22 protein-coding genes are annotated in these 25356 nt (G+C 73.6%); 12 read left to right on the top strand and 10 right to left on the bottom strand.

The genetic code is table 11. The annotated features are described in order from the left end of the window. Positions 1–26: 26 nt before the first annotated feature. Positions 27–1979: a heavy metal translocating P-type ATPase gene (locus A6V29_RS19085; RefSeq protein WP_137161771.1), complete on the bottom strand. Its 1953-nt coding sequence runs from the start codon at positions 1977–1979 to the stop codon at positions 27–29. After that, positions 1976–2959 (bottom strand): universal stress protein, encoded by a 984-nt coding sequence (locus tag A6V29_RS19080; protein WP_137161770.1) that lies wholly within the window; start codon positions 2957–2959, stop codon positions 1976–1978. Before A6V29_RS19080 ends, A6V29_RS19085 begins: the two co-directional genes overlap by 4 nt. 127 nt (positions 2960–3086) lie before the next feature. On the opposite strand from A6V29_RS19080, the gene A6V29_RS19075 reads away from it, so the two are divergent. The 12 genes from A6V29_RS19075 to A6V29_RS19020 all read left to right on the top strand — a co-directional run bounded on the left by A6V29_RS19075 (position 3087) and on the right by A6V29_RS19020 (position 15422). After that, complete coding sequence (locus A6V29_RS19075; protein WP_137161769.1) at positions 3087–4370, top strand: glutaminase; 1284 nt, start codon at positions 3087–3089, stop codon at positions 4368–4370. Positions 4371–4454: 84 nt separating this feature from the next. Continuing rightward, positions 4455–5168, top strand: coding sequence for an MOSC N-terminal beta barrel domain-containing protein (locus A6V29_RS19070; RefSeq protein WP_170977964.1), 714 nt, complete (start codon positions 4455–4457; stop codon positions 5166–5168). Positions 5169–5221: 53 nt separating this feature from the next. Continuing rightward, positions 5222–7690, top strand: a complete 2469-nt coding sequence (uvrA, locus tag A6V29_RS19065; RefSeq protein ID WP_137161767.1) for an excinuclease ABC subunit UvrA — start codon at positions 5222–5224, stop codon at positions 7688–7690. Positions 7691–7767: 77 nt separating this feature from the next. Beyond that, positions 7768–8850, top strand: a complete 1083-nt coding sequence (locus A6V29_RS19060) for an LLM class flavin-dependent oxidoreductase (RefSeq protein WP_212719627.1) — start codon at positions 7768–7770, stop codon at positions 8848–8850. Further along, on the top strand, positions 8847–9518 hold the full coding sequence (locus A6V29_RS19055; protein ID WP_137161765.1) for an NADPH-dependent F420 reductase: 672 nt from the start codon (positions 8847–8849) through the stop codon (positions 9516–9518). Before A6V29_RS19060 ends, A6V29_RS19055 begins: the two co-directional genes overlap by 4 nt. 160 nt (positions 9519–9678) lie before the next feature. Continuing rightward, positions 9679–9927, top strand: a complete 249-nt coding sequence (locus A6V29_RS19050; protein ID WP_137161764.1) for a hypothetical protein — start codon at positions 9679–9681, stop codon at positions 9925–9927. A 41-nt stretch (positions 9928–9968) separates the two neighbouring features. Further along, entirely contained in the window at positions 9969–11678 is a 1710-nt protein-coding gene (locus A6V29_RS19045; RefSeq protein WP_137161763.1) for a S8 family serine peptidase, read from the top strand. Between the two features lie 33 nt (positions 11679–11711). Next, a complete protein-coding gene (locus A6V29_RS19040; protein WP_137161762.1) occupies positions 11712–11933 on the top strand; it encodes a hypothetical protein in 222 nt (73 codons plus the stop codon). 46 nt (positions 11934–11979) lie between these two features. Beyond that, complete coding sequence (locus A6V29_RS19035) at positions 11980–12309, top strand: hypothetical protein (RefSeq protein ID WP_137161761.1); 330 nt, start codon at positions 11980–11982, stop codon at positions 12307–12309. Positions 12310–12428: 119 nt separating this feature from the next. Beyond that, positions 12429–13511 (top strand): trypsin-like serine peptidase, encoded by a 1083-nt coding sequence (locus A6V29_RS19030; RefSeq protein ID WP_137161760.1) that lies wholly within the window; start codon positions 12429–12431, stop codon positions 13509–13511. 77 nt (positions 13512–13588) lie between these two features. Beyond that, positions 13589–15097 carry a M6 family metalloprotease domain-containing protein gene (locus tag A6V29_RS19025; RefSeq protein ID WP_137161759.1) on the top strand — a complete coding sequence of 503 codons (1509 nt, stop codon included), beginning with the start codon at positions 13589–13591 and terminating at the stop codon, positions 15095–15097. Between the two features lie 22 nt (positions 15098–15119). Next, on the top strand, positions 15120–15422 hold the full coding sequence (locus A6V29_RS19020) for a hypothetical protein (protein WP_137161758.1): 303 nt from the start codon (positions 15120–15122) through the stop codon (positions 15420–15422). 20 nt (positions 15423–15442) lie between these two features. Here A6V29_RS19020 and A6V29_RS19015 read toward each other — a convergent pair whose 3' ends face one another. The 8 genes from A6V29_RS19015 to A6V29_RS18980 form a co-directional block, all read right to left on the bottom strand. Further along, positions 15443–16336 carry an endonuclease I family protein gene (locus tag A6V29_RS19015; RefSeq protein WP_137161757.1) on the bottom strand — a complete coding sequence of 298 codons (894 nt, stop codon included), beginning with the start codon at positions 16334–16336 and terminating at the stop codon, positions 15443–15445. Positions 16337–16383: 47 nt separating this feature from the next. Further along, the gene (locus A6V29_RS19010) at positions 16384–18108 is read right to left on the bottom strand and encodes a M20/M25/M40 family metallo-hydrolase (protein ID WP_137161756.1); all 1725 of its coding nucleotides are present in this window, start codon (positions 18106–18108) and stop codon (positions 16384–16386) included. Positions 18109–18121: 13 nt separating this feature from the next. Next, positions 18122–18436, bottom strand: a complete 315-nt coding sequence (locus A6V29_RS19005) for a hypothetical protein (protein WP_137161755.1) — start codon at positions 18434–18436, stop codon at positions 18122–18124. A 56-nt stretch (positions 18437–18492) separates the two neighbouring features. Next, positions 18493–19419, bottom strand: a complete 927-nt coding sequence (locus tag A6V29_RS19000) for a zinc metalloprotease (protein WP_137161754.1) — start codon at positions 19417–19419, stop codon at positions 18493–18495. A 122-nt stretch (positions 19420–19541) separates the two neighbouring features. Continuing rightward, positions 19542–20291: an AfsR/SARP family transcriptional regulator gene (locus A6V29_RS18995; protein WP_249933352.1), complete on the bottom strand. Its 750-nt coding sequence runs from the start codon at positions 20289–20291 to the stop codon at positions 19542–19544. A gap of 123 nt (positions 20292–20414) precedes the next feature. After that, on the bottom strand, positions 20415–23024 hold the full coding sequence (locus tag A6V29_RS18990) for a flavin-containing monooxygenase (protein ID WP_212719624.1): 2610 nt from the start codon (positions 23022–23024) through the stop codon (positions 20415–20417). An 80-nt stretch (positions 23025–23104) separates the two neighbouring features. After that, positions 23105–23851: an SDR family NAD(P)-dependent oxidoreductase gene (locus tag A6V29_RS18985; RefSeq protein ID WP_137161753.1), complete on the bottom strand. Its 747-nt coding sequence runs from the start codon at positions 23849–23851 to the stop codon at positions 23105–23107. Between the two features lie 52 nt (positions 23852–23903). Further along, the gene (locus tag A6V29_RS18980) at positions 23904–25268 is read right to left on the bottom strand and encodes an MFS transporter (protein ID WP_137161752.1); all 1365 of its coding nucleotides are present in this window, start codon (positions 25266–25268) and stop codon (positions 23904–23906) included. Positions 25269–25356: the final 88 nt, after the last annotated feature.

The raw sequence follows: 25356 nt of genomic DNA, 5'->3' as shown, positions 1-25356 counted from the left end.
CGGAGGCGTCCCGCCGCCCTCCGTCGTCAGGAGCTCGGAGACGTCTGCCTCGATCGCCGCTCCGGCGCGGACCTCCCGGCGGGCGGCCCTGCGGCGAGGGACGCGGAACCGGCCCGACGGGCGCGCAGCGAGTTGACGATCGTGGCGAGGTCGACGATCTCCTGGAGGAGCGCGCCGGCGATCGCGGGGATGTAGCCGAACGCGGCCACGAGCATCAGCCCGATGCTCAGTGCGATGCCGAGCCAGATGCTCTGCAGCGCCACGCGCATCGTCCGCTGGCCGATGCTCACCGCCGCGGCGACCTTGACCAGGTGGTCGGTCATCACGACGACGTCGGCCGACTCGCTGGCGGCCGTGGACCCGCGGGCACCCATCGCCACGCCGACGTCGGCGACGGCGAGCACGGGGGCGTCGTTGACACCGTCGCCGACCATCATCACCGGGCGGACCGGGTGGCGTCGCACCGCCTCGACCTTGTCCTCGGGCAGGCACTCGGCGAGCACGTGGTCTATGCCGAGTCCGGCGGCGACGTGGTCGGCGGTTGCCTGCGCGTCGCCGGTGAGGATCATCGTGTCCCGCACACCCAGGGCATGCAGACGGTCGATGGTCAAGGCCGCGTCGTCCCGCACCTCGTCACGCATGATCAGCGCGCCCGCGTAGCCGGAGTCCACGCCGACGTAGACCGCCAACTCCCCGCTGGCCAGCTCGACGACCGGGATCGCGCCGGTGCGCTCCGCGACGAAACTGCGCTTGCCGACCAGCGCCTCGCGGCCGGACACGCGGGCGAGCACGCCGTGCGTCGCCCGCTCCTCCGCCTGGGTGGCCGCCTCCAGCGGCAGGTCCCGCTCCTGGGCGGCCTCGATGACCGAGCGGGCCAGCACGTGGCTGGAGTACTGCTCCGCCGAGGCCGCCAGGCCGAGCAGTTCCTCCTCGCTGAGCGATCCGGTGGCGCGCACCTCCACCAGCGTGGGCTCCCCGTAGGTCAGCGTGCCGGTCTTGTCGAAGGCGGCAGTGCGGACCGCGGCCAGCCGTTCGACGACGTCGCCACCACGGACGACGATGCCGTCGCGGGACGCCGCACCCATGCCGGCCAGGAACGCCACTGGCGCGGCGATGAGCAGCGGGCACGGCGTGGCCAGCACGAGCACCTCGGCGAAGCGGGTGGCATCCCCCGACCAGGCCCATGCCAGGCCGGCGATCAGGAACGACACCGCCGTGAAGGGCACCGCGTAGCGGTCGGCCACCCGGACCAGCCGTGCCGGCCGCTGGTCGGCCTCAGCGACCAGCGCGACGATCCGCTGGTACTGGCTGTCCTCGGACCGCGCGGTGGCGGTGACCTCGATCGCCGTGCCGCCGTTCACCGAGCCGCTGAGGACCGGATCCCCGACCGAGCGGGAGACCGGCAAGCTCTCCCCCGTCAGCGACGACTCGTCGAGGTCGGCCTCCCCGGACTGCAGGACGGCGTCGACCGGGACGACCTCCGCCGGGCGCACCAGCAACCGATCGCCCGGCTGCACCGCGTCGACCGGGACGTCCTCGAAGGCCCCGGTCTCGGGGTCCCGGCGGTGCGCCATCACGGGAGCGCGGTCCAGCAGGGCCCGCAGTTCCCGGCCGGCGCGACCGGCGGCGTACTCCTCCAGCGCCTCCCCTCCGGTCAGCATCAGGACGACGATCAGCGCGGCGACGTACTCCCCGACCACGACGGTGCTCACGATCGCCGTGACGGCGAGGACGTCGACGCCCCAGTTGCCGCGCAGGATGTCGCGCACCATGCCGACGGCGGTGTAGGCCGCCATGCCGAGGGCGTACGCGCTGCCCACCCACCGGGCCGCCGTCCCCTCCCCCGCCAGCGCGAGGCCGACCACCACGGCGAGCACGAGGCCGGTGGCGATCACGAGGACGTAGGGCCCCAGCACCTCGCGGAACCGCTGGGACGGCCGCACCGGTGGCGCGAGCGTCGGCGGCGCGGGGACATTCATGCTCCGGGTGCCGTTCCGTCGTCCGGAGCGGGGCGCAGCACCATGACGGGGCACGGCGCGTGCATCACGCAGTGCAGCGCGACCGAACCGAGCAGCAGGCCGCGAAGAGCCCTCCATCCCCGGCTGCCGACGACGAGCAGCCCGGCACCCTCGGCCTGCTGGACGAGCACCTCCGCCGGTGCGCCGTCGACGACCTCGACACGGACGTCCGGCGCCGGCGACTCCTCGCCGCGTTCGGCCAGCACCTCGGCCACCCGCCGCTCGGTGCGGGCCGCCACCTCGCGCCGCACCCCCTCGATCGTCGCGGTCCCGGGCAGCGTCTCCAGCTCGATCCAGGTGTCGCCGCGCAGGTACACCGCCGCCACCGCCTCGACCTCGGCGTCCCGGCGCACCGCCTCGTCGATGGCGGCCCGGAGCGCGACGCGGGAGCCCGGCGAACCGTCGACGCCGGCCACCACGCGATCGGTCGCGCCGCCCGGTCCGGTGGGGCGGACCACGACGACGGGGCACCGGGCGTGCGTCACGCAGTGCAGCGCGACCGAGCCGAGCACCAGGCTGCGCAGCGCGCCCCGGCCCCGGCTGCCGACCACGAGCAGATCGGCGTCGGCCGACCGGTCGACGAGCACCCAGCCGGCGGTCCCCTCCTCGACGATCAGCCGGACCCGTGGCTCCGGGGAGCCGGCCGGCGGGCCGGTCTCCGACCGGACCTCGTCGATCAGCGCCTGCGCCTGCTCACGCGTCGCCCGGCGGATCGGCTCGACCTCCGAGCGGACCATCCAGCCGAACTCCGAGTACAACGCCTCGAGCCAGAAGGTCGACACCACGTCGAGGTCCGCGCCGCGCTGCCGAGCCGCGGTCAGCGCATGTGCCAGGGCCGCGCGCGAACCGGGTGAGCCGTCGACACCGACGACGACCCGCGGCCGGGGTCGCCCCTCGCTCCCCGATCGCTCGATGCTCCGCGCTTCGCCGACGGGCTCCATGGCAGCTCCCCAGTCCGGACCGACGGCTGGATGCTAGCCACCCCCGCAGGCACCCAAGGCCTGGTCCGGTTTTCGATCGGGGCTTCCCGGGCATGGTCCTCGTCGCGAGCGACGAGAGGCGGAGTGCGTGCGATCACCGGTCCCCGACTACCTGGCGGAGATGCTGAGGGCCTGCGGCGACGACGCGGGCGCATTGGCCGACTACATCCCGGAGCTCGCGTCGGCCGACCCGGACCGGCTGGCGGTGTGCCTGTCGACGATCGACGGGACGCTCTACCGGGCCGGCGACAGCGACAGCGAGTTCTCCGTCCAGTCGATCTCGAAGCCGTTCGTCTACGCCCTCGCCCTGGCCGACCGCGGGCTGCCGGAGGTCCTGCGGTGGATCGACGTGGAGCCCAGCGGCGAGGCCTTCGACGAGCTGTCCCTGGAACGGGACTCGAGGCGGCCCCGGAACCCGATGATCAACGCCGGGGCGCTCACGGCCCACGCCCTCGTCGGCGACCCCGAGGACGACGTCGACACCCGCGTGGAGCGGATCCGGCGGCTGATGTCCGCCTGCGCCGGCCGGGAGCTGCAGGTGGACCGGAGGATGTACGAGTCGGAGATGTCCCAGGCCTACCGGAACCTGGCCATCGCCCACATGCTCCGCAGCTACGGCGTGATCTCGCAGGACCCACGGGACGTCGTTTCCGGATACACGCAGCAGTGCGCGATCTCGGTGACCACCGGTGACCTGGCCACCATGGCTGCCACGCTGGCCGCGGGCGGGGTGCAGCCGACCACCGGGGAACGGGTGCTGCCGATGCAGGTGGCCCGCCAGGTGCTCAGCGTGATGATGACCTGCGGCATGTACGACGCCGCGGGCGACTGGATGACCACCGTCGGGCTCCCGGCCAAGAGCGGTGTCTCCGGAGGCATCCTGGCGGCGCTGCCCGGCCAGCTCGGGCTCGCCGTCTTCTCACCACGGCTGGACTCCCACGGTCACAGCACGCGCGGTGTGCGGATATGCACCCGCATGTCCAGCGACATGGGGCTGCACATCATGCAGGCCCCCGAGCCGGCCCGGTCGACGGTCCGGCGCGACCGGACGCTCCGCCGCGCGGACGGCTCGCTGGCCCGCGTGTGCAGCCTGCAGGGCGCGCTGCAGTTCAGCAGCGCGGAGCGGGTGCTCCGGACCGTCGCCGACGGCCGGTCCGTCGCGCTGTTCGTGCTGGACCTCCGGCGAGTGTCGTCGGTGAACGACGCCGCCCGACGGATGCTCGCCGAGATGCTGCGCCGCCTCCAGGTGGACGGGGCCGAGGTCGCGCTGCTCGATCCGGACCACGTCCTGGACCTGGCCGAGCAGGAGGTCGTGCGGCTCCCGGAACGCTGGAGCTCCCTGGCGCCACTCGCCGGCCACGTCCGCGTCTGACCGCGCTGCCCCTGAGTCGCGATGCGGCGATCGACACCCCGCTCCCTAGGCTCGGCCGTTCGTGCACCGACCGGAGGAGCGTTCATGCCCGTCGTCTCGCGGCTGTCCACGACACCTGTGAAGGGCACCGCCCTGCACTCCCGGACCCGTGTCGAACTCACGCGCAACGGCGTCGAGGAGAACCGACGGTTCCACCTCGTCGACGCCCGGCACCGGTTGATCAACGGCAAGCAGCAAGGCCCCCTGGTCCGGGTCAGCGCGGACGACGACGCCGACCGCCACCACCTGTCCCTCCGCCTCCCGGGGCGCGAGCCGGTGGAAGGGACGACGACCTCACTGGGCGAGCCGGTCGTCACGACCTTGTACGGCGGCGACGTGCCCGGTCACCTGGTGGAGGGCCCGTGGGCGTCCGCGCTCTCCGAGTTCGTCGGCGAGCCGGTCCACCTCGTCGCCACCGACGCTCCCGGCGCCGGCGTCGACCTCCACCCGGTGACGTTGGTCTCCACGGCCACCATCGAGCACCTGAGCACGGCCACCGACTGCGGAGAGGCGGTGGACCACCGTCGCTTCCGCATGCTCGTGGAGGTGGACGGCTGCGACGTCCGCGAGGAGGACACATGGGCGGGCCGTCGCGTTCGGCTGGGCGCGGCCACGGTGCGGATGCTCCCGCAGGATCCCACCAGCACGGTGGCGCGCCTCCCGGAGGAGAAGGGCGTCGTCCTCGGCATGTACGCCATCGTCGAGGAACCGGGGACGATCGCCGTCGGTGACCGGGTCGAGGTGGTCGACCCCGGCTGACCACCGACGGTCGGCCGGCGCCTCGGCGGGACGGCCTGCGTAGCCTGCGCGGGGTGGGAGACGCCGCGTCCGATTCCTTCGTGCGGGTCCGCGGCGCCGCCGAGCACAACCTGCGCGACGTCGACGTCGACATCCCCCGGGACGCGCTGGTCGTCTTCACCGGGGTCTCCGGCTCCGGGAAGTCCTCGCTGGCGTTCGGGACGCTCTACGCCGAGGCGCAGCGGCGGTACTTCGAGTCGGTCGCGCCCTACGCCCGCCGGCTCCTGCAGCATGTGGGCGCCCCGCACGTCCGGGAGATCACCGGCCTCCCGCCGGCGGTGGCCCTCCAGCAGCGTCGCGGCGCACCGAGCTCGCGGTCGACCGTCGGCACCCTGACCACGCTGTCCAACCTGCTCCGGATGCTCTACTCCCGGGCCGGCACCTATCCGCCGGGCGCCGAGCGGCTCGACGCCGACGCGTTCTCCCCGAACACCGCGGCGGGCGCCTGCCCGCGCTGCCAGGGGCTGGGCGTGGTGCACGACGTCACCGAGGAGCTGCTCGTCCCGGACCCGTCGCTGAGCATCCGCGAGGGCGCCATCGCGGCGTGGCCGGGCGCCTGGCAGGGCGCGAACCTGCGCAGCATCGTCACCGGGCTCGGCATCGACGTCGATCGGCCCTGGCACGAGCTCGACGCGGAGGACCGCGACTGGCTGCTGTTCACCGACGAGCAGCCGTCGGTGCTGGTCGCGCCCGAACCCGGCCGCATCGACCACGGCTACCACGGGAAGTTCTGGAGCGCCCGCAAGCACGTGATGCACGTGCTGGCGAACTCCCAGAGCCAGCGGATGCGCGACCGGGCGCTGCAGTTCGTCCAGAGCGTCGCCTGCCCCGTGTGCCACGGCAGCCGGCTGCGGCCGGAGGCGCTCGCGGTCACCTTCGCCGGCCGCACGATCGCCGAGGTCAACGCCCTGCCGCTCGCCGAGGTCGCGGAGCTGCTGCGGCCCGTGGCGCTGCTCGCCGAGCCCGGCGCCGCCACGCCCACCGCGCGGTCCGGGGAGTCGACCGAGGTCGCGGTGCGGATCAGCGCCGACCTGGTCTCGCGGATCGACGTGCTGCTCGACCTCGGCCTGGGCTACCTCGGCCTCGGGCGGAGCTCCACCACGCTGTCGCCCGGCGAGGCCCAGCGCCTGCGGATCGCCACCCAGCTGCGCTCCGGGTTGTTCGGCGTCGTCTACGTCCTCGACGAGCCCTCCGCGGGGCTGCACCCCTCCGACGCGGAGCCGCTGCTGGACGTGCTCGACCGGCTCAAGGCGTCGGGCAACTCGCTGTTCGTCGTCGAGCACGACGTGGACGTCGTCCGCCGGGCCGACTGGGTGGTCGACATCGGCCCCGGCGCGGGTGCCGGCGGCGGGCGGGTGCTCTACAGCGGCCCGGTCGCCGGCCTCGAGCAGGTGGCCCACTCCCCCACCGGCCGCCACCTCTTCGGCCGCGCCGAGCCGATCGAGCAGCACGCCCGATCGCCCCAGGGCTGGCTGCACCTGCGCGGGATCACCCGCCACAACCTGCGCGACGTCTCCGTCGACGTCCCGCTCGGCGTGCTGACGGCGGTGACCGGGGTGTCCGGCTCCGGCAAGTCGACGCTGGTCACGCAGGTGCTCGCCGAGGTCGTGCGCCGGCACCTCGGACCGGCGCCGGAGGAGTCCGAGGACGCCGACGTCGAGGTCGACCTGAGGGACGCCGCCGGACTGGAGGCCTTCGACCGGCTGGTCCGGGTCGACCAGCGGCCCATCGGCCGCACCCCCCGGTCCAACCTGGCCACCTACACCGGCCTGTTCGACGCCGTCCGGAGGCTGTACGCCTCGACCGACGAGGCACGGGCCCGCGGGTACACGGCCAGCCGGTTCTCCTTCAACGTCGCCGAGGGCCGCTGCGAGACCTGCCAGGGCGAGGGCTTCGTCGCCGTCGAACTGCTCTTCCTCCCCGGCACCTACGCGCCGTGCCCCACCTGCTCCGGCGCGCGGTACAACCCCGAGACCCTCGAGGTGGTGCACCGCGGCAGGAACATCGCCGAGGTGCTGGGCATGTCCGTCGACGACGCCGCGGGGTTCCTCGCCGACGTCCCGTCCGCGGCCCGCAGCCTGCAGACGCTCCAGGACGTCGGCCTGGGCTACCTGCGGCTGGGCCAGCCGGCCACCGAGCTCAGCGGCGGCGAGGCCCAGCGCATCAAGCTCGCCACGGAGCTGCAGCGCGCCCGGCGCGGCCACGCCCTCTACCTGCTCGACGAGCCGACGGCCGGCCTGCACCCCGCCGACATCAGGCTGCTCGTGACCCAGCTGCACCGGCTGGTCGACGCCGGGAACACCGTCGTCCTCGTCGAGCACGACCTCGACACCATCACCTCCGCCGACCACGTCATCGACCTCGGCCCGGGAGGCGGCGATGCGGGTGGGCGCGTCGTCGCCGCCGGCACGCCGGAGCAGATCGCCGCGGCGCGGGGCAGCGCCACCGCGCCCTACCTCGCGCGGCGGCTCGGACGTCCCTGACGGCCGGAACACAGCGGCCGCTGCGCTGTTAGAAGCAGATGAACGCTCAACTTTCTGCGTCAGGAAGAGGCCCTCCCATGACCACGCCGGCCAGCTCAGGAATCCAGTTCGGGCTCGACACCTTCGGCGACATCCCCGTGGACGAGAACGGCGAGCTGCTCTCGCACCCCGAGGCGATCCGCCAGGTCGTCGAGGAGGCGGTGCTGGCCGACCGGGTGGGAGTGGACGTCATCGCCCTGGGCGAGCACCACCGCGACGACTTCGCCATCTCCACCCCGGAGACGGTGCTCGCCGGCATCGCCACGCGCACCGAGCGGATCACGCTGGCCTCCGGGGTGACGGTGCTCTCCTCCGACGACCCGGTGCGGGTCTTCCAGCGCTTCGCCACCGTCGACGCCCTCTCGAACGGGCGGGCGCAGGTCATCCTCGGCCGCGGCTCCTTCACCGAGTCCTTCCCGCTGTTCGGCTACGACCTGGCCGACTACGACCTGCTGTTCGAGGAGAAGATCCAGCTGTTCGCCGAGCTGCTCGCGGAGCAGCCGGTCACCTGGCAGGGCACCACCCGCGCGCCGCTCCAGGACGCCGACGTCTACCCCAAGACCGCCTCGGGGCGCCTCGACACGTGGGTCGGCGTCGGGGGCTCGCCGCAGTCGGTGGTCCGCGCCGCCCACTACGGCTTCCCGCTCATGCTCGCGATCATCGGTGGCCCTCCGGGGCGCTTCGCCCCCTACGTCGACCTCTACCGCCGGGCGGCGGCGCAGTTCGGCACGACCGCGCACCCGGTCGGCATGCACTCGCACGGTTTCGTCGCCGAGACCGACGAGGAGGCCGTCGAGACGGTGTGGCCGCACTACAAGGCGAGCCGCGACCGGATCGGTGCACAGCGCGGCTGGTCCCCGGTGCGACGGCAGGACTACGAGGCCGAGATCGCCGAGGGGTCGCTCTACATCGGCTCGCCGGACACCGTGGCCCGGCGGATCGCCGACGCCGTCCGCACGCTCGACGTCGGCCGGTTCGACATGGTCTACACCAGCGGCAGCACCCCGGCCGCCGCCCGGATGCGCGCCGTCGAGCTCTACGGCACCGAGGTCGTCCCCCGGGTCCGCGAACTGCTCGCCGCCGACGACGTGCCGGCCTCGTCGAGCGAGGTGACGGCATGACCACGCTCGCCGTCCTCGGCGCCGGCAAGGTCGGCAGCGTGTTGGCCCGGCTCGCGGTCGCGGCCGGCTACGAGGTGCTGATCGCCGGCTCCGGCGACCCGGCGAAGATCGCGCTGACCGTCGAGGTGCTCGTCCCGGGCGCGACCGCCACCACCGCGTCCGACGCCGCGCTGAAGGCCGACGTCGTCGTCCTGGCCCTGCCGCTGGGCAAGCACCGCGCACTGCCCGTCGACGCCCTGGACGGGAAGCTGGTCATCGACGCGATGAACTACTGGTGGGAGGTCGACGGGATCCGCGACGACCTCACCGATCCGCGCACCTCGACCAGCGAGATCGTGCAGTCGTTCCTGCCGGGATCGCGCGTGGTGAAGGCGTTCAACCACATGGGCTACCACGACCTCGAGGGCGAGGCCCGTCCCGCGGGCAGCCCCGACCGGAAGGCCATCGCGATCGCCGGCGACGACGAGACCGACCTCGACACCGTGGCGCGGATCGTCTCCGACCTGGGCTTCGACCCGGTCGTCGCCGGTCCGCTCGCGCACGGCGTCCGCCTCGAACCGCGCACCGAACCCTTCGGCGCGAACGTCGGCGCCGACGAGCTGCGCGCGATGATCGACAGGTTCCCCGCCTCCGAGCGCGGCCGGGAGATCCTCGCCGCCCGGCGGTGACCGGCGAGCGACACGACCGACCCGATCGACGCCTGGGGGACGCGGTCCGTGCCGCAGTGACGGCACGGTGACGGCGCCGTGACGCACGCTCCGGAGACTGGCGGCGCGGTCAACCATCCCTCGGCCGGACCCTCCCCGGCCAGGAGAGCGAGGCAGGCCAGTGGCCGAGTCGTGCGAACTCGTGGTGGTGCTCTCGGGCGGCACCGACGAGGCGGCGCGGCTGGCCGGTGCCCACCCCGAGGTGTCGTTCGAGCGCACCCCTGCGCCTCCCGACGAGGGGGCTGAGAGCTGGTACCTGACGGCGGTGATGGATGACCGCACCCGGGCGCAGGAGCTCGCGCGCCGGATCGGCGAGCTGGCGAGCGTCAGAGCCGTGTACGTGAAGCCGGGGGGCGAGCCACCCCGGTAGCGGAGCGAACCCCGTGAGCGCGCACGAAAGGACCCGTGTCCATGGCGAAGGAGAGAAATCGGGGCGCAGGACGCCGGCTGCCCGGACCGGGTCGGTCCGAGTTGATCGTCGTCGTGGAGCCGGGGTCGGACGTCCGGGCGACGCCGTCGGGGGTGCAGGCCGCATCGGACGCGCTGGCCGGCGAGCTCACGGCCGCTCTCGACGAGGCGGGGGCGAGCCTGCGGCCGCTGTTCGGCCCGAGCGAGGAGCGCGTGCGCGCGGCGACGGCAGCCACGGCCGGCGTGCCGGACACGCCCGAGCTGGCCTCCTTCTACGCCGTCCAGGCGCCCGACGACAGGTTGGGGGCTCTCGCCGAGTCGCTCGCGCGGCTGGACGGCGTCGCGGCGGCGTACGTCAAACCCCCGGCGGAACCGGCGACGGCGCCGCTGAACGACATGGCACCGGATGCCGCCGAGCCGCCCGCGGCCACGCCGGATTTCACCTCGCGCCAGGGCTACCTCGATCCGGCGCCCGGAGGGATCGACGCCCGCCATGCCTGGACCGTCGCGGGCGGGCGCGGCGCCGGCGTCCGCGTCATCGACTGCGAGTGGGGATGGCGCTTCACCCACGAGGACCTCACCCAGAACTCGTCCGGCGTGCTGGTCGGATCGTCGTTGAGCTACGACGCCGACCCGACGGCGGGGACGAGCAACAACCGGTCGGTGAACCACGGCACCGCCGTCGTGGGCGAGATCGGCGGCGACACGAACGCCCTGGGCGTCACCGGCATCGCGCCGGACGCCGCGGTCGGGGCCGCGTCGTTCGCCTCGTTCTCGTCCGCGAGCACCATCACCCGAGCCGCCGACAAGCTCGGGGCAGGCGACATCATCCTGCTGGAGATCCACCGCCCCGGCCCGCGCCACGACTTCCAGGGCCGGGACGACCAGCTGGGATACATCGCCGTGGAGTGGTGGCCCGACGACCTCGCCGCGATCCGCTACGCCGTCGGCCGCGGGATCGTCGTGGTCGAAGCGGCAGGCAACGGGGCGGAGAACCTGGACGACGGCCTCTACGGCACCCGGCCCGCGGGCTTCCCCACGAGCTGGCGCAACCCGTTCGATCCGGCGAACGCCAGCTCGCAGGCGGTGCTGGTCGGTGCCGGGGCGCCACCACCGGGCACCCACGGCCACGACCACGGAGCCGACCGGTCCCGCCTCGGCTTCTCCAACTTCGGCCGCCGGGTCGACTGCCAGGGCTGGGGCCGGGAGGTGACCACCACCGGGTACGGGGACCTGCAGGGCGGCTCGGACACCGACCTCTGGTACACGGACCGGTTCTCCGGCACGTCGAGCGCCTCCCCGATCGTCGTCGGGGCGATCGCCTGCGCGCAGGGCGTCCTCCGCGCCCAGGGCGGCACCCTGCTCACCTCCGCCGCCGCCATCAGCGCGCTGCGGGCGACCGGTTCGCCCCAGCAGGACCAGCCCGGCCGGCCCGCCGGCCAGCGCATCGGCAACCGGCCGAACCTCCGGCAGCTGCTCGCCCAGGTGGCCGACGGCTGGAGCAACCAGCGCACCGTCGTCCGGACCCATGCGAAGAACGGCACGCAGATGGCCTGGGCGATCCTCGACGGCACGGGCTGGATCCGGGTCGCCCCCCGCTCGCCGGACGGGGTCACGAACAACCTCGCCGTCCTGAGCGAGGCGCTCGCCAACGGCCGGAAGGTCGACGTCCTCCTGCAGCAGGGGTCGATCGCCGAGGCCACCGTCCGCTGACGCCCCCGATCACGACGAACGGAAAGGCGCACCATGTGGCACAACAACCTCACCGTGGTCAGCACCCACTGCAAGAACCCCGCCCAGCAGGCCTGGGCCATCATCCAGGGGTTCGCCGGGTGGCTGCGCATCAAGCCGAACAGCCCCGACGGCGTGACCAACGTCTTCCTGCTGCTCACGACCGCCCTGGCGAACAACCGCAGGGTGGACGTGCTGATCGTCAACAACGAGATCACCGAGGCCACCCTGCGGTGACCGGGCGCTCCGTCCCTGCCAGGCAGCAGACCTCGAGAGGGCAACCATGGCTCCCGTCATCGTGATCAACATCTACGTGAACCAGGACGGCACCGCGGCCGTGGCGGGTGCACCAGACGCAGTGCTGGCACAGGCCACCCCTGCGCGCACGCCCGGCCCGGACATCCCACCGCCGCCGTCGGCGGACCCGACGGAGGCGGCCGCAGCGGTCGACGCGCTCCCCCCGCCGCCGGTCCTGCCCTCGGACGACGGGGTCACTCCACCCCCGCCGCCGTCGCTGCCCAGCGAGGCCGCCGGCCAGGACACACCCCCGCCGCCGGTCGTGGACGTGGGACCCGGCGGAGCCGACGACATACCTCCACCACCCGACGCCTGACGGGACACCGACCGTCGCCCCTGCCCGTGACGTCGGCGTGACGCCGTGGTGACGGCGCCGTCCCTACGGTGCCGCCGTCCGGGAGCGAGACCGCCTCGGTCGGCACCGTGGAGGACGACATGTCGAACGATCGACCCGAGGCGCTGGACCAGATCGTCGCCTGGTCGCGTCCGCAGCAGGGAGCCCCGCCCGCCGAGCTCGAGGATCCGCGCAACTACCTGGTCTTCGACCGCCTCCCGGGCGCCGAGGCACCGGACGACCCGAGCGGTCCGTTCGCCGCCGGGCCCGAGGGGCGCATGACCGTCAGCGACCCCGCAACCGTGCTTGGCGTCGTCGTGGGAGCCGTGGAGACCGTCACCCCGGAGGACGTCGCATCCGAGGTCGCCGACGCGGCGACCGACGGCCCGTCGTACATCCCCGACTGGACCGCCGTGTCCGCCACACCGCCCATCGCTCCTGCAGCGGAGCGTCCCGTCCTGGTGCGCCGCAACGGGACCCGGGTGCGCCCGGAATGGGTGATCGCCCCGGACGCACGGTCGGCGTACTACCCGAACACCTATCCGTACTCGGTCGTCGGCCGCATCTTCGTCTGGCCGGACGCCGCCGCTCCCAACTGGGCCTGGTGGGGCACGGGCTCACTGATCAGCGCCCGGGCGATCCTGACCGCGAGTCACGTCGTCCCGTGGGGCTCGGCGAACTGGAAGGCACTGTTCGTGCCGGCCTACTACGACGGCGCCTCGATCCACGGCGCCTGGGCGGCCTCGTGGGTGACCAACGCCCACGGGTACAGCAGCCACGCCCAGGGCGACGACATGGCGGTCATGCGCCTGGACGTCCCGCTCGGTTCGAGCCTCGGCTGGTTCGGCTTCCGGACGTACCACCCCGGCTGGGAAGACCTCAGCGTGTGGACGCTGCCGGGCTACCCGTGGGACAAGGACGGCGGCAACCGGCCGTGGCTGCACCTGAACTTCCCGATCATCGACGACGACGACGACGGCGCCGGCGTCGAGCTGGAGTACCAGGCCGACACGGAGGGCGGCCAGAGCGGCGCCCCGGTCTTCGCGTGGTTCAACGGCTCGCCCGACGTCGTGGGCACCCACTCCGGAGGTGAGAACAACGTCGGGGAGCCGCGGCAGAACGTGGCCGCCGGAGGCAACGCGCTGACCAACCTGCTGCACTGGGCGCGGAACAACTGGCCATGACGCAGCGGTGACGGCGCCGTGACGGAGCTGCGCCGAGCATGGGCGATCACAGATCCGACGATCGCGGGAGACGAGTCATGTCCGTAGCCGTGTGGCGAGACCTCTGCGCCGTGGCGCCCAGCCCGGAGCTGCGCGAACGACTCCGCGAGGAGCTCCGCCAGCTCCGCGCCGACGTCGACTCACCGATCCTGCGGCAGCTCACCCTGCCCCGCCGGCCCCGCTGGCCGGGGTTCGACGACGGCACGATCATCCCGCCCGACCGGTTCGAGCTCGGCACCTCCAGCCGCACGATCGCCCGGGCTGCGGCGGACCGTGCCCCCCTCCGGGGCACGGTGCGGGTCATCGTGGTCCTGGTGGACTTCACCGACCGGCCGATGACCCAGACCGCCCAGCACTTCACCGACCTGTTCTTCTCCTCCGGCATCCTCCCCCACGGCAGCGTCGCCGAGTACTTCCGCGAGGTCAGCGGCGGCCTGGTCGACCTCGTGGGCGAGGTGGTCGGCCCGCTGCGGCTCCCGCGGAAGCTCTCGTGGTACGCCAACGACAACTTCGGCATCGGCCGGCCGGCCGGGACGCCGCGGGCCCACCTCATGGCCCAGGACACGGCGAAGGCCGCCAACCCCGCGGTCGACTTCGGGCCCTACGACAACGACGGCAACGGCTACGTGGACGCCTTCGTGGTCGTCCACGCGGGGCGGGGTGGCGAGGCCACCGGCGACCCCGGCGACATCTGGTCGCACAAGTGGGTGCTGCCCTCGGAGTTCACCGCGGACGCCGCCCGCATCTTCGCCTACCTCACGATCCCCGAGGACGCCCGGATCGGGGTCAGCGCGCACGAGCTCGGCCACCTGCTGTTCGGCCTGCCGGATCTCTACGACATCGACGGGACTTCCGAAGGCGTCGGCAACTGGTGCCTCATGGGTGGCGGCTCGTGGAACGGGGGCGGGGACCTCCCGGCCCACCCCTCGGCCTGGTGCAAGCTGCAGCAGGGCTGGGTGTCGGAGGTCGACGTCACCGGCAGCGGGACCGTCAGCTTCCCCGACGTCAAGACCAGCCGGACCGTGCACCGGCTCTGGCGCGACGGGATGCGCGGGTCGGAGCACTTCCTCGTGGAGAACCGGCAGCAGAGCGGCTACGACGGCCTCCTCCCGGGTGGCGGGCTGCTGGTCTGGCACGTGGACGACGAGCAGCCCGACAACTCCGACGAGAGCCACTACCTGGTCGGGCTGGTGCAGGCCGACGGCAACCGCGACCTCGAGCGCAGCCGCAACCGCGGCGACTCCGGGGACTGCTTCCCGGGGACCAGCGCGAACACCGCGCTGACGCCGACGACGACACCGGGAACCGCCTCCTACGCCGGGCAGGACACCGCGGTGTCGATCACCGAGATCTCCGCGCCGGGAGAGACGATGACGGCGACGCTCTCGGTGAGCCCGGCTCCGTCGCCGGCCGCCGTCGGGGTCGGCGAGCGGACCCTGCCGAGTCCCCGGGGCAACGGCGAGGTCACCGGCGTCCTGGCGAAGCTCGAGTCGGACCTGGAGTCGCTGAAGCGGCTGGTCGCGCCGGGAGGGGCGGGGCCCGCCTGAGCGGCCCGCCGGGGAGGCACCCGTGGTCCAGGGCGTCGAGAACCTGACCCGGCTGCGCGGCCGGGTGGTCTCGCGTGCGCCCGACCCGCGGCGGGCCGGCTGGGACGTCGTCGTCGTCCACGTGGAGGACGCCGGCCCCGTGGCCGGGCGGGCGGATCTGCTGTCCGGCCGGGTCGGCGACGACCTCCCGGTGGTCTTCCGCCGGGACCTCCTGGGCGGGGCGCGCCCCGGCGCCCGCGTCACCTTCCGGGCGCGCGTCGTCCCGGACGGGGCGATCGCCGAGCCGTACCCCGACGAGGGCGATCTGCTGGTCGAGCCCGCGTAGGCGGCCCGGCCCGGCCGTGATCAGTGGCGCCGGCCGGCAGCCGCCGCGGGCCGAGGTGCCGCGGCCAGCGCGGGGTCGTCGATGAAGGGATTGCGGTTGCCCTGCCGCTCGAAGATCGCGGCGTTGCGATGCCGCTCCCAGTCGGTGACCGGATCGGCCTCGTGCCAGGCGACCAGCATCTCCGTCCGCTCGGGCGGCATCTCCCCCGCCTCGACCAGGCCGGGGTAGCGGAGCAGGAAGTAGAAGACGGCGCGTGCGGCCGCTCCCTTGCCGTGCACCGGTTCGAAGCCGTTGCCCTCGCTCTTGCCGCACTCGCTGCGGATGACCGCCGCGATCCCGCCCGCCCGCTGCGTCACGGGGAAGTCGGCGAACTCCGCGTAGGGCGTGTTGCTGCGGAAGCTGTTGCAGCGGGACTCGCACGCGAAGAGGTGGTGGAGGTCCCCCCGCATCGGCTCCGACTTGCCGAACCAGCTCTGCGGCACGACGTGCTCGCAGTTGAACGGGAGCGCCGCTGCCATCTCCTCCTCGACCGCCGCCGCGTCCCGCGCCCCGAGGACGGCGAGGCGGGCCGAGAAGTGGGCACGCGCCCGCGCGACGGCCTCGTCGGCGTGGATGAGCTCCTCGGGATCCCACCGGTGCCCGCTGTACAGGCTGCAGAGGGTCCCGTCCGGCTGCAGGTCCACCCAGGGGTACAGCTCGCGGGCGGGCTTGTAGGCGGGCGTGCGGCGATGCGTGCGCCGCACGAGATCGCCCAGCTCCTCGGGAGGGACGCCGCGGTAGTACTCGTCCGCGGCCGCGGCGTCGGCCTCCGGGGCGAAGTAGACGCGGTCGCGGGCCCGGGCCAGCTCCTCCAGCGCGGTCTCGACGTCGACCTGCGCGAGGCCCAGCAGCGGTGGGATCACGACGTTGCTCACGGTCGGAGGAGTACTCGGGCTGCGTCACCGCGGCGTCACCGTCCTGATCAGGATCCGGCGGCCCCGGTCGCCGCCCCGACGAAGGCGAGGTTCATCCGCAGGATCGACACCGCGAGCTGCGGATCGATGCGCTCGACGCGGTCGCGTTCGGTGTGCACCGCGGTGTTGGCCTCGTCGACGGCCTCGATGGTGAGCACCGCCGGGATCCCGGCCTCGATGAACGGGACGTGGTCACTGGCGTAGGGGCTGTGGCTGGTCGTGACGGCGAGGTCGGTGTGGTCGGCGGCGGCCGCGGCGAGCGCGTCGATCAGCTCCGACGAGACGGCCGCACCCTCGATGAGGACGCCGTGCGCGGCACCGTTGCGCACCCCGATCATGTCCATGTTCACCACGGCGCGGATGCGGGCCCGATCCGGGCCCGCGAGGCCCGCGACGAAGCGGCGGCTGCCGAGCAGGCCCTGTTCCTCTCCACCGAAGAGGACGAACCGCAGGTCCAGCAGCGGTTCCCGGTCGGAGAGGGCACGGGCCAGCGCCAGCAGGCCCGCGCTGCCGGAGGCGTTGTCGTCCGCACCGGGCGCCGGTTCGTCGGGACCCCGCAGGTTCACGGAGTCGAGGTGCGCGGTGACGACGACGACGCCGCGGGGCTCGGGCCCGCTCCCGGGGCGGTCACCGATGACGTTCCGGCAGGTCGGCCCACCGGCCGGCACCGGTTGCGTGGTCACCGTGCACCCGGTGGCCGCCAGCCGCGCCGCGGCCCAGGTCGCCGCCTCGTCGAAGCCCCGGCTGCCCGAGTGGCGGGTCCGGTGGCCGGCGAGGGTCGCCACGTCGGCAGCGACCTCGTCGGCGGACAGCCCGCTCAGGAGGGACTCGACGTCCGGGGCGGAGGGCCGCCGTGGCGACGCGGGGCGCTGGGCCGCGACGACCCCGGTCGGCAGCGGCCGCACCGACCAGCAGGCGCTGCCCGCGGACCGCAGCTCCTCGGCCCGGCTCGCCTCCAGCTCCACGACCAGGTACCGGCCGCGGTCCACCAGGACGGGCACGTCGGGGTGGTCGGCCTGGAAGAGCCGCCCGTGCTGGGTGACCAGGTGCAGCCGCTCCCCCGCTGCCGCGACGGTGCGGGTCCGGGGCGTGGGCACCGCTGAAGTCCGAGCCGCAGAGGTCCGAGCCGCTGAGATCCGAGCCACCTGGTCCGGGAGCCCCGCCACGGGCCGACCCGTGACGACCAGGTCGGCACCCAGCAGGGTCCAGGCGCCGTCCGCTCGTCGGGCGGACGATGCGCTATCCCCGATCAGCTCGAGGACCAGAGGAAGGACGTCCGGGAGTTCCGCGGCCTCCTCACCACCTCCCGGAGCACCGATCCGCACCGCGTGCAGGCCGAGCCGCCGGGCGGCCCGCACGTGGTCGACGTCCTCGGTGACGAACAGGACGTCGTCGGGAAACAGTGCGGGCTCGGCCTTCGCGATGGCGGCGCGGAACGCCGCGGGCGCCGGCTTGCGCACGCCCACCTCGGTGCACAGCGTGACGCGGCGGTCCACGGGCTCGAAGAAGCGCCGGATGCCCAGCCCGTCCAGGAGGGCGTGGTACTGCTCCCGGATCCCCGGGACGTCGTCCGGGGTGTCGGCCTCGGTGACGTCGGACAGCAGCCCGAGCAGGACCGCCGGGCGCCTCCCGACCTCCAGGCCGGCGAGGTCCTGCAGCAGCTGCAGCGCGCCGGGGCGCAGCACCCCGCCGTCCTCGAGGGTCTGCCCCAGGTCGAACAGCACCAGCTTCACCGTCCATGCCTCCTCACGGACGCAGCCACTCCAGCCGGAGCACGTCAGCGGTGGCCTCGGTGATGCGCAGCTCGATCTCCTCGCCACCCGCGTCGGCCAGCACCTGGTCCCCACCACCCGGGGCGATCCGCCACGTGCCGGGCACGGTGTCCGGACGGTCGCCGCGACCGGCCTGGCGGTACTCGAACCGGCCGTCCTCGTGGAAGACCAGGCCCTCACGTCCCCGAGCCGGCGGGAAGGCGTGGCCGCCCTGCGGCCGGTAGACCCGGATCGGGCCCTCCTCCTCCTCGTGGGACCGCAGCCACGTCCGGCCGGCGAGATGGTCCACCGCTGCCCAGGCCCTTCCCTCGTCGCCGCTCTCGACCGAGATCCCCGGCGGCCCGTTCAGATCCCGGTCAGGATCGGCGATCCAGCGGCGCTGCCCAGCCCCGACCGGGAGAACTCCAGGGTCGCGTGCATCCGGGAGACCTGCTCCTCGGTGAACATGCACATGGTGTCGTCGTCGACGTAGTCCATGTAGTTGACGAACATGTCGCCGTGCGGAGTGTTGCCGCACGAGGTCGACGGGAAGGTGGGCTTGCCCGAGTTGGGCCCCCACTGGTTGGGCGTGTCGTCGACGAAGTCGGAGTCCGAGCAGGTCGGCACGCGCGCCTCGCCCCAGATGTGGGAGAGGTTCAGGTAGTGGCCGATCTCGTGCGTCGCCGTGCGGCCGAGGTCGAAGGGCCCGACCGCGCTGCCCCGCCGGCCGAACGCCGAGGTGAGCACGACGACCCCGTCGGTGTCCGGTGGCCCACCCGGGAACTGGGCGTAGCCCAGCACGCCGTTGCTGAGCCGGCACACCCAGATGTTGAGGTACCGGGTGGCGTCCCAGGGGCTGGTGCCGCCCCTCGACGTGTCCTTCATGCTGTCGTCGACGGCGAACTCCACGACGTCGGTCTGCCGCCGCGTGATGCCGTCGGTCGGGTTGCCCATGGGGTCCTGCTCGGCGAGGTGGAAGGTCAGACCGGGGTTGCCGACCCTGTCCCTGAACGGCTCGGGCACCTGGCCGAGGTCCGCGTTGGCGCCGGTGAAGTCCTCGTTGAGCACCTCGATCTGCGAGGCGACCTGCTCGTCGGACACGTCGTCCTCGGGAGTGTTGTGGAGGACGTGCACCACGACCGGGATCCGGTCGGGGAACGACCGTGCCGCACCGCGGCCGGTGCGCGCCGCGGCCGCGCTGACGCTCTCCAGCATCGCCTGGTTGCGGCGCATCGCCGGGTAGAAGTCGACCTGCCGGAAGTAGTTCTGCACCGCCCCGCAGCTGCGTGACATGTCCGTGGCCCCTCTGCCTCCGCCGCCTGGCTGCTGGGTGGCGGCACCGTCCCCGCCCGGAGGGTCCCAGCGGGGGCGTCACCGCAGCGTCACCGTGGGTCCCCCGCCACCGGGCCGGCCGGTCAGCGAGCGGTCCGGGTCCGACGGCGGGCGCGGAGGGGGGCGACCAGCTGGGTCATGAGATCGGTGGGCCAGACGCCCAGCTTCTCGGCGAGCACCGCGCAGAACCGGTCGTAGAAGCGCAGGGCCTCCGCCACGTTCCCCTCCGCCAGGTGGACGCGGACGACGGTGCGGTGCGCGCTCTCCCGGAGCGGCTCCGCCCGCACCGCGGCGTAGGCCACCTCGAGCGCGTCGCCGTACCGGCCCGCGGCGGCGAGCCGGGCCGCCACCTGCTCGAGCGCGTGCAGGCGCACCTGCCGCAAGCGCTCCCGCTCCAGGAGGACCCAGTCGTCGTACCAGCCGGGGAGCAGCTCCCCCCGCAGACCCGCGGGTGGGACCTCCACGTCCTCCAGCCGGGACCGCGGGTCCCGGGCACGCTCCGCCCAGTGCCCGAGCTCGTGGACGTCGACCCGCACCCCGTCGGCGAGGCCCAGGTGGTCGCCGCAGGCCAGCACGAGGCCGGGCAGCGTCTTCTGCAGCCGCCACAGCGCCGACCGCAGGCTGCCGTGTGCGTGCCCCTCCGATGCGTCCGGCCACAGGTGGCCGGCCAGCGCCGGCCGCGGAAGGCGTCCGGACAGGCACAGGTAGGCGACGAGGCGCTGCACCACGTGGGGCAGGTCGGCGGGCGCCGCCCCCGAGGCGTACGAGGCGGGACGTATCCCGAAGCCGTCGAGCAACATGACCCGTGGCGCGTCGATGCCCATCACTGCCATCCCCCTGAGCCGACTGTTCGACGGCTGCCAAGCGTGGCAGGGCTGTGACCTCATGTCAGCGCCTCGGCACGTGGCTCCGCCACGCTCCTGACAGGTGCCGGCCGTGGACCGGTCGCTCCTCCGTCAGACGCTCGCGGGCTCGCGGAACAGCGCGCGCAGCCGCAGGGCGAGCTCCTCCCGCACCGGAGCGCCCGACAGCACGACGTCGACCATCGTCAGCGACGTGTGCGTGTGACCGCGGGCGGCGACGTGCTCGACCGGGACCCCGGCCGCCCGGAGCGCCTCGGCGTACGCGACGCCCTCGTCCCGCAGGGGGTCGAACTCGGCGGTGACGACGACGGCCGGCGGCAGCCCCTCGAGCCGGCCGCGCAGCGGTGACGCCGTGGGGTCGCTCCGCTGCGCCGGGTCGCAGTAGTGGTCCCAGAAGTAGCGCATGAGGTCGGCGGTCAGCACGTAGCCCTCGGCGTTCTCCCGGTAGGACTCCGTGGCCATCTCCGCGTCGGTGACCGGCGTCAGCAGCAGCTGTCCGCGCAGGGCGGGGCCGCCCTCGTCGCGGGCCCGCTGCGCCACGACCGTGGCGAGGTTGCCACCGGCGCTCCACCCCGCGACGACCTGGTCGTCCGGGATGCCGCCGAGCTCGATCGCGTGCTCGGCCATCCACCGCAGCGCGGCCCAGGCGTCCTCGACCGCCGCCGGGTAGGGCGCCTCGGGGCCGTGGCGGTAGTCCACCGACACGACGACGACGTCGCTGCGCGCGCACAGGTCCCGGCACAACGGCTCGTCGGAGGCGTGATCGCCGATCACCCAGCCGCCACCGTGGAAGTACAGGACGACCGGGTGCGGTCCGGGCGACGACGGGCGGAACAGCCGGTAGGCCAGGTCGCCACCCGGGCCGGGCAGGACGCCGTCGACGACCTCGGCGACGTCGGGACCCGGCGGCCGTCCGGCGTCGGCCATGGCCATGAACTCCCGCAGCTGCGCGGGCGGCAGCGAGTGCAGCGGCGGGAGCCCCAGCTCCGCCATGGCCTCGAGCACCCGCTCGACGTCCGGCTGCAGCCGCCGGACGACGCCGTCGGAGCACTGCTCACCGTCCGGGCCGCTCAACCGGAAGCCGAGGTAGTCGCGCTCGCGCACCTCGTCGCACACCGCCCGGTAGCGGTCGACGCCGCCGATGAACGGGTAGAAGACGCGCGGCTTGCCCGGCACGTTCGCGCCCATGTACCAGGAGTTCGCCGTCGGGTAGAGGGTGATCGCCGCGCTGTCGGCGACGTACTGGTCCCAGCCGGCCTCCGCCACCGGCGTCGGCTCGATCCTCGTCATGCCCCTCGCGCGCAGGTCGACCAGGCAGTCGGTCACCCAGTCCACGTGCTGCTCGATGGAGACGGCCATGTTCGACAGCACCGACGGGCTGCCGGGGCCGGTGATGCTGAAGAAGTTCGGGAAGCCGACGGTCGTGAGACCCAGGTACGTCGACGGCCCGTCGGCCCACTTCTCCTTGAGGGTCACGCCGTCGCGGCCGGTGATGTCGACGCCGACCAGGGCGCCGGTCATCGCGTCGAAGCCGGTGGCGTAGACGATCGCGTCGAACTCCAGCGACTCCGCGGCGGTGTCGATCCCGGTCTCGGTGATCGTGGTGATCGGCGTCGCGCGCAGGTCGACGAGCCGCACGTGCGGGAGGTTGAAGGTCTCGTAGTAGTTCGTGTCCAGGCACGGCCGCTTCGTGCCGAAGTAGTAGCCGGTCGGGCAGAGCGCCTCGGCCGTGGCGGGGTCGTCGACAGTCACCCGGATCTTGTCGCGGATGAACTCCGCGATGATCTCGTTCGATGCCGGGTTCACCGCCTGGTCGGCGAAGATGCTGTAGATCTCGCGCAGCTCGCCGGCCTGCCACGCGGCCTCCAGCCGCTGCCGGCGGACGTCCTCCGGCGCCGTGACCCCCATGACGTCGGTCGGCTCACCCGGGACGCCGATCGAGGACCACTTCCCGGCCTCGCGGTACGCCTCGCGGTCCGTGCGCAGCCGCTCGACCCGCTCCGCGGGCGGCGGTCCGTTGTGCGCCGGGATGGAGAAGTTCGGCGTCCGCTGGAAGACGGTGACCTGCGCCGCCTGCTCCGCGATCAGCGGGATCGACTGGATCCCCGAGGAGCCGGTGCCGACGACGGCGACCCGCTTGCCGGTGAAGTCGACGCCCTCGTGCGGCCAGCGGCCGGTGGAGTAGACCTCGCCCGAGAACCGCTGGGCGCCGGGGATGTCCGGCTCCTTGGGCACGGACAGGCAGCCGGTCGCCATGACGTAGAAGCGGCAGCTGACCGCCTCCCCGCGTGAGGTCCGCACCCGCCAGAGGCCGTCGGACTCGTCCCACTCGGCCCCGTCGACGCGCGTGTCGAAGGTGATGTCCCGGCGCAGGTCGTAGCGGTCGGCCACGAACTGCAGGTAGCGCAGGATCTCCGGCTGGGTGGCGTACTTCTCCGACCACGTCCACTCCCGCTCCAGCTCCGGGTCGAAGCCGAACGTGTAGTCGGTGGTGGGGATGTCGCACCGGGCGCCGGGATAGCGGTTCCAGTACCAGGTGCCGCCGACGTCGCTGCCTGCCTCGAAGGCGCGCACGGAGAAGCCGGCGCCGCGCATGCGGTGCACCAGGTACAGCCCGGCGAAGCCCGCGCCCACGACGACGACGTCCACCTGCGGCTCCTGCGCCACGTCCCCGGCCATGTCCCCGGCCATGTCCCCGGCCATGTCCTACCTCTCGACGGTGACGGCGATCACGCCCTTCCGGCCAGTCTGCACCGGGCGCCGCGCGCGGACGAGGAGCGGGGCTACTGCGTCGTGTAGCCGCCGTCGACGGTGTACTGCGCACCCGTCACGAACCTGGCGCCGTCGGACAGCAGGAAGGCGACGACGTCGGCCACCTCGTCGGCGGTGCCCAGCCGGCCCATCGGGTGCGCGGCCGCGAGCGCCTGGTGCAGCTCCGCGGGGAGCACCTCGAGCAGGGGTGTCTCGATGTAGCCCGGGTGCACCGAGTTGATCCGGATCCCGCGCGCCGCGTAGGTCAGGGCCGCCGCCCTGGTCATCCCGGTGACGCCGTGCTTCGCGGCGGCGTACGGCAGGACCAGGGAGCTGCCGACGAGCCCGAGCACCGACGACATGTTCACGATCGCGCCGCCGCCGGCCTCGAACAGGGCGGGGATCTCGTACTTGAGCCCGTAGAAGACCGCGTCGAGGTTCACGGCCATGAGCCGCCGGTAGGCGTCGACCTCGATGTCGGCGACGTCGCCACCCGGACCGATGATCCCGGCGTTGTTCACGGCGAGGTGCAGCGCCCCGAACTCGCGCACGGCCAGCGCCACCGCCGCCTCGACCTGGGCGGGATCGGTCACGTCGCCCACCGCCGCGACGGCCCGGCCGCCGCTCGCGACGATCTCGTCGACGAGCTGCTGCACGCCGGCCTCGGAGAGGTCGTTGGCGACGACGGCGGCTCCGCCTTCCGCGAGCCTCAGTGCGACGGCCCGGCCGATGCCCGATGCCGCGCCGGTGACCAGCGCCGTCCTGCCCGTGAACGCCATTCTCGGTTCCTCTCTGGTGGGGAGCCGAGCATGTCATCGGGGCGGTACGGGATCAGGCCAGGTCGCCCGACCGCCGTCCCGCGGCCGATCTCCGCCGGGCCAGGGCCGCGTGCGCGGCCACGATGAGGACCACGCCGGCGCCCATCCCGCCCAGCGTCCAGCGCAGCCCGATGACGTCGGCGAGCAGCCCCAGCGGGAGCGCGGCGATGCCGAAGGCGCCGAAGCTGAGCATGACCAGGCCCTGCACCCGCCCGTGGTACTCGACGTCCGACAGCGCGAGGAGTTGCGACTGGTTGCTGGTCTGGAAGGCGAGCATCGCCCCGCCGATGACGAGCAGCACGACCACGGCCACGGAGGCAGCGGGCGCGATCGCCAGCGCGCAGACCGCACCACCGAAGACGGCGCCCGAGGTCACGAAGAGCTGTGTCGGGCCGACCCGTGCGCCCCACCGGCCCAGGAGCAGGCCGGCCACGACCCCGCCGACCGCGGACGTGGCCGACAGCACCCCGTAGCCGACCGAGCCGAGGCCGAACAGGTCGCTGGAAATGGTGGGCATGAAGGCCAGGTACGGCATCCCCAGCATCGTGACGCCGATGCCGCACCACACCAGCGCGTTCAGCCGTGGGTGCCGCCGGACGTAGTGCAGGCCGTCGGCGAGCTCGCCCAGCGGGGACCGGCCGGACGCTGCTCCCGGGCGCCCGGGTGGGAGCGCGGTGGTGAGGACGCCGCCCACGACTGCCAGGAGCGCGCTGAACAGGAAGATCGCCTCGATCCCCCACGTGGCCGCACCGATGACGGCGCCGGCCAGCGCGGGACCGACGACCCGGCTCACCTCGGCGTTGACCAGCAGCAGCGAGACGGCCTGCGGCACCGCCCTGCGGGGCAGCAGCTCGGCCAGGAAGGCCATCCGGGCCGGGCCGAACAACGCGAAGCCGGCGGCCTGGAGCACGCTGGCGCCGAGCAGCATCCAGTACGCGATGACGTCGAAGACGACGGCCAGCCCGATCCAGGCGCTCGACACCGCCAGCAGGGCCACCGAGAGCTGCAGCACGAGCCGCTTGGGCAGCCGGTCGGCGACCACCCCGCCCCACGGGGTGGCCAGCAGCAGGGCCAGCCCGAAGGCCAGCAGGATCCCGCCGAGCGCCGCGTTCGACCCGGTCAGCTCGAACGCCAGCCAGCCGCGGGCGATGGCCTGCGCCATGACACCGAGGAACACGGCGGCGGAGTTGAGGAAGAGGACGAGGAACGCACCGATCCGCAGGATCGCCATCGCGCCGTCCGGCAGCGTCTCGTCCGGCAGCGTCCCGTCCGGCATCGGCGGGACCGCGACCCCCGGCACCGGGACCGCCGGCACCGGGACGTCGGGCGGCGGGGACGGATCCGGTGCGTCGACGCGCCGGGTGGTGTTCCCGCTCATGGCTCCCCTCGTCCGGCGCCAGGGCGTCCGGGACCCATTCCGGACCGGACGGGCCGTCCCCGACCCTGCCACACCGGCACCCCGGGTG

The sequence above is a fragment of the Blastococcus sp. CCUG 61487 genome, from assembly GCF_005222955.1.
Classification (GTDB): domain Bacteria; phylum Actinomycetota; class Actinomycetes; order Mycobacteriales; family Geodermatophilaceae; genus Blastococcus.
This window is presented reverse-complemented; position numbering and strand designations above follow the sequence as displayed.

Bases quoted from the DNA above. Each gene is read 5' to 3' on its own strand.
- A6V29_RS19085 (WP_137161771.1), bottom strand. From the start codon at position 1,979: ATGAATGTCCCCGCGCCGCCGACGCTCGCGCCACCGGTGCGGCCGTCC.
- A6V29_RS19080 (WP_137161770.1), bottom strand. From the start codon at position 2,959: ATGGAGCCCGTCGGCGAAGCGCGGAGCATCGAGCGATCGGGGAGCGAG.
- A6V29_RS19070 (WP_170977964.1), top strand. From the start codon at position 4,455: ATGCCCGTCGTCTCGCGGCTGTCCACGACACCTGTGAAGGGCACCGCC.
- A6V29_RS19060 (WP_212719627.1), top strand. From the start codon at position 7,768: ATGACCACGCCGGCCAGCTCAGGAATCCAGTTCGGGCTCGACACCTTC.
- A6V29_RS19055 (WP_137161765.1), top strand. From the start codon at position 8,847: ATGACCACGCTCGCCGTCCTCGGCGCCGGCAAGGTCGGCAGCGTGTTG.
- A6V29_RS19045 (WP_137161763.1), top strand. From the start codon at position 9,969: ATGGCGAAGGAGAGAAATCGGGGCGCAGGACGCCGGCTGCCCGGACCG.
- A6V29_RS19040 (WP_137161762.1), top strand. From the start codon at position 11,712: ATGTGGCACAACAACCTCACCGTGGTCAGCACCCACTGCAAGAACCCC.
- A6V29_RS19035 (WP_137161761.1), top strand. From the start codon at position 11,980: ATGGCTCCCGTCATCGTGATCAACATCTACGTGAACCAGGACGGCACC.
- A6V29_RS19030 (WP_137161760.1), top strand. From the start codon at position 12,429: ATGTCGAACGATCGACCCGAGGCGCTGGACCAGATCGTCGCCTGGTCG.
- A6V29_RS19025 (WP_137161759.1), top strand. From the start codon at position 13,589: ATGTCCGTAGCCGTGTGGCGAGACCTCTGCGCCGTGGCGCCCAGCCCG.
- A6V29_RS19000 (WP_137161754.1), bottom strand. From the start codon at position 19,419: ATGTCACGCAGCTGCGGGGCGGTGCAGAACTACTTCCGGCAGGTCGAC.
- A6V29_RS18995 (WP_249933352.1), bottom strand. From the start codon at position 20,291: ATGGCAGTGATGGGCATCGACGCGCCACGGGTCATGTTGCTCGACGGC.
- A6V29_RS18990 (WP_212719624.1), bottom strand. From the start codon at position 23,024: ATGGCCGGGGACATGGCCGGGGACATGGCCGGGGACGTGGCGCAGGAG.
- A6V29_RS18985 (WP_137161753.1), bottom strand. From the start codon at position 23,851: ATGGCGTTCACGGGCAGGACGGCGCTGGTCACCGGCGCGGCATCGGGC.
- A6V29_RS18980 (WP_137161752.1), bottom strand. From the start codon at position 25,268: ATGAGCGGGAACACCACCCGGCGCGTCGACGCACCGGATCCGTCCCCG.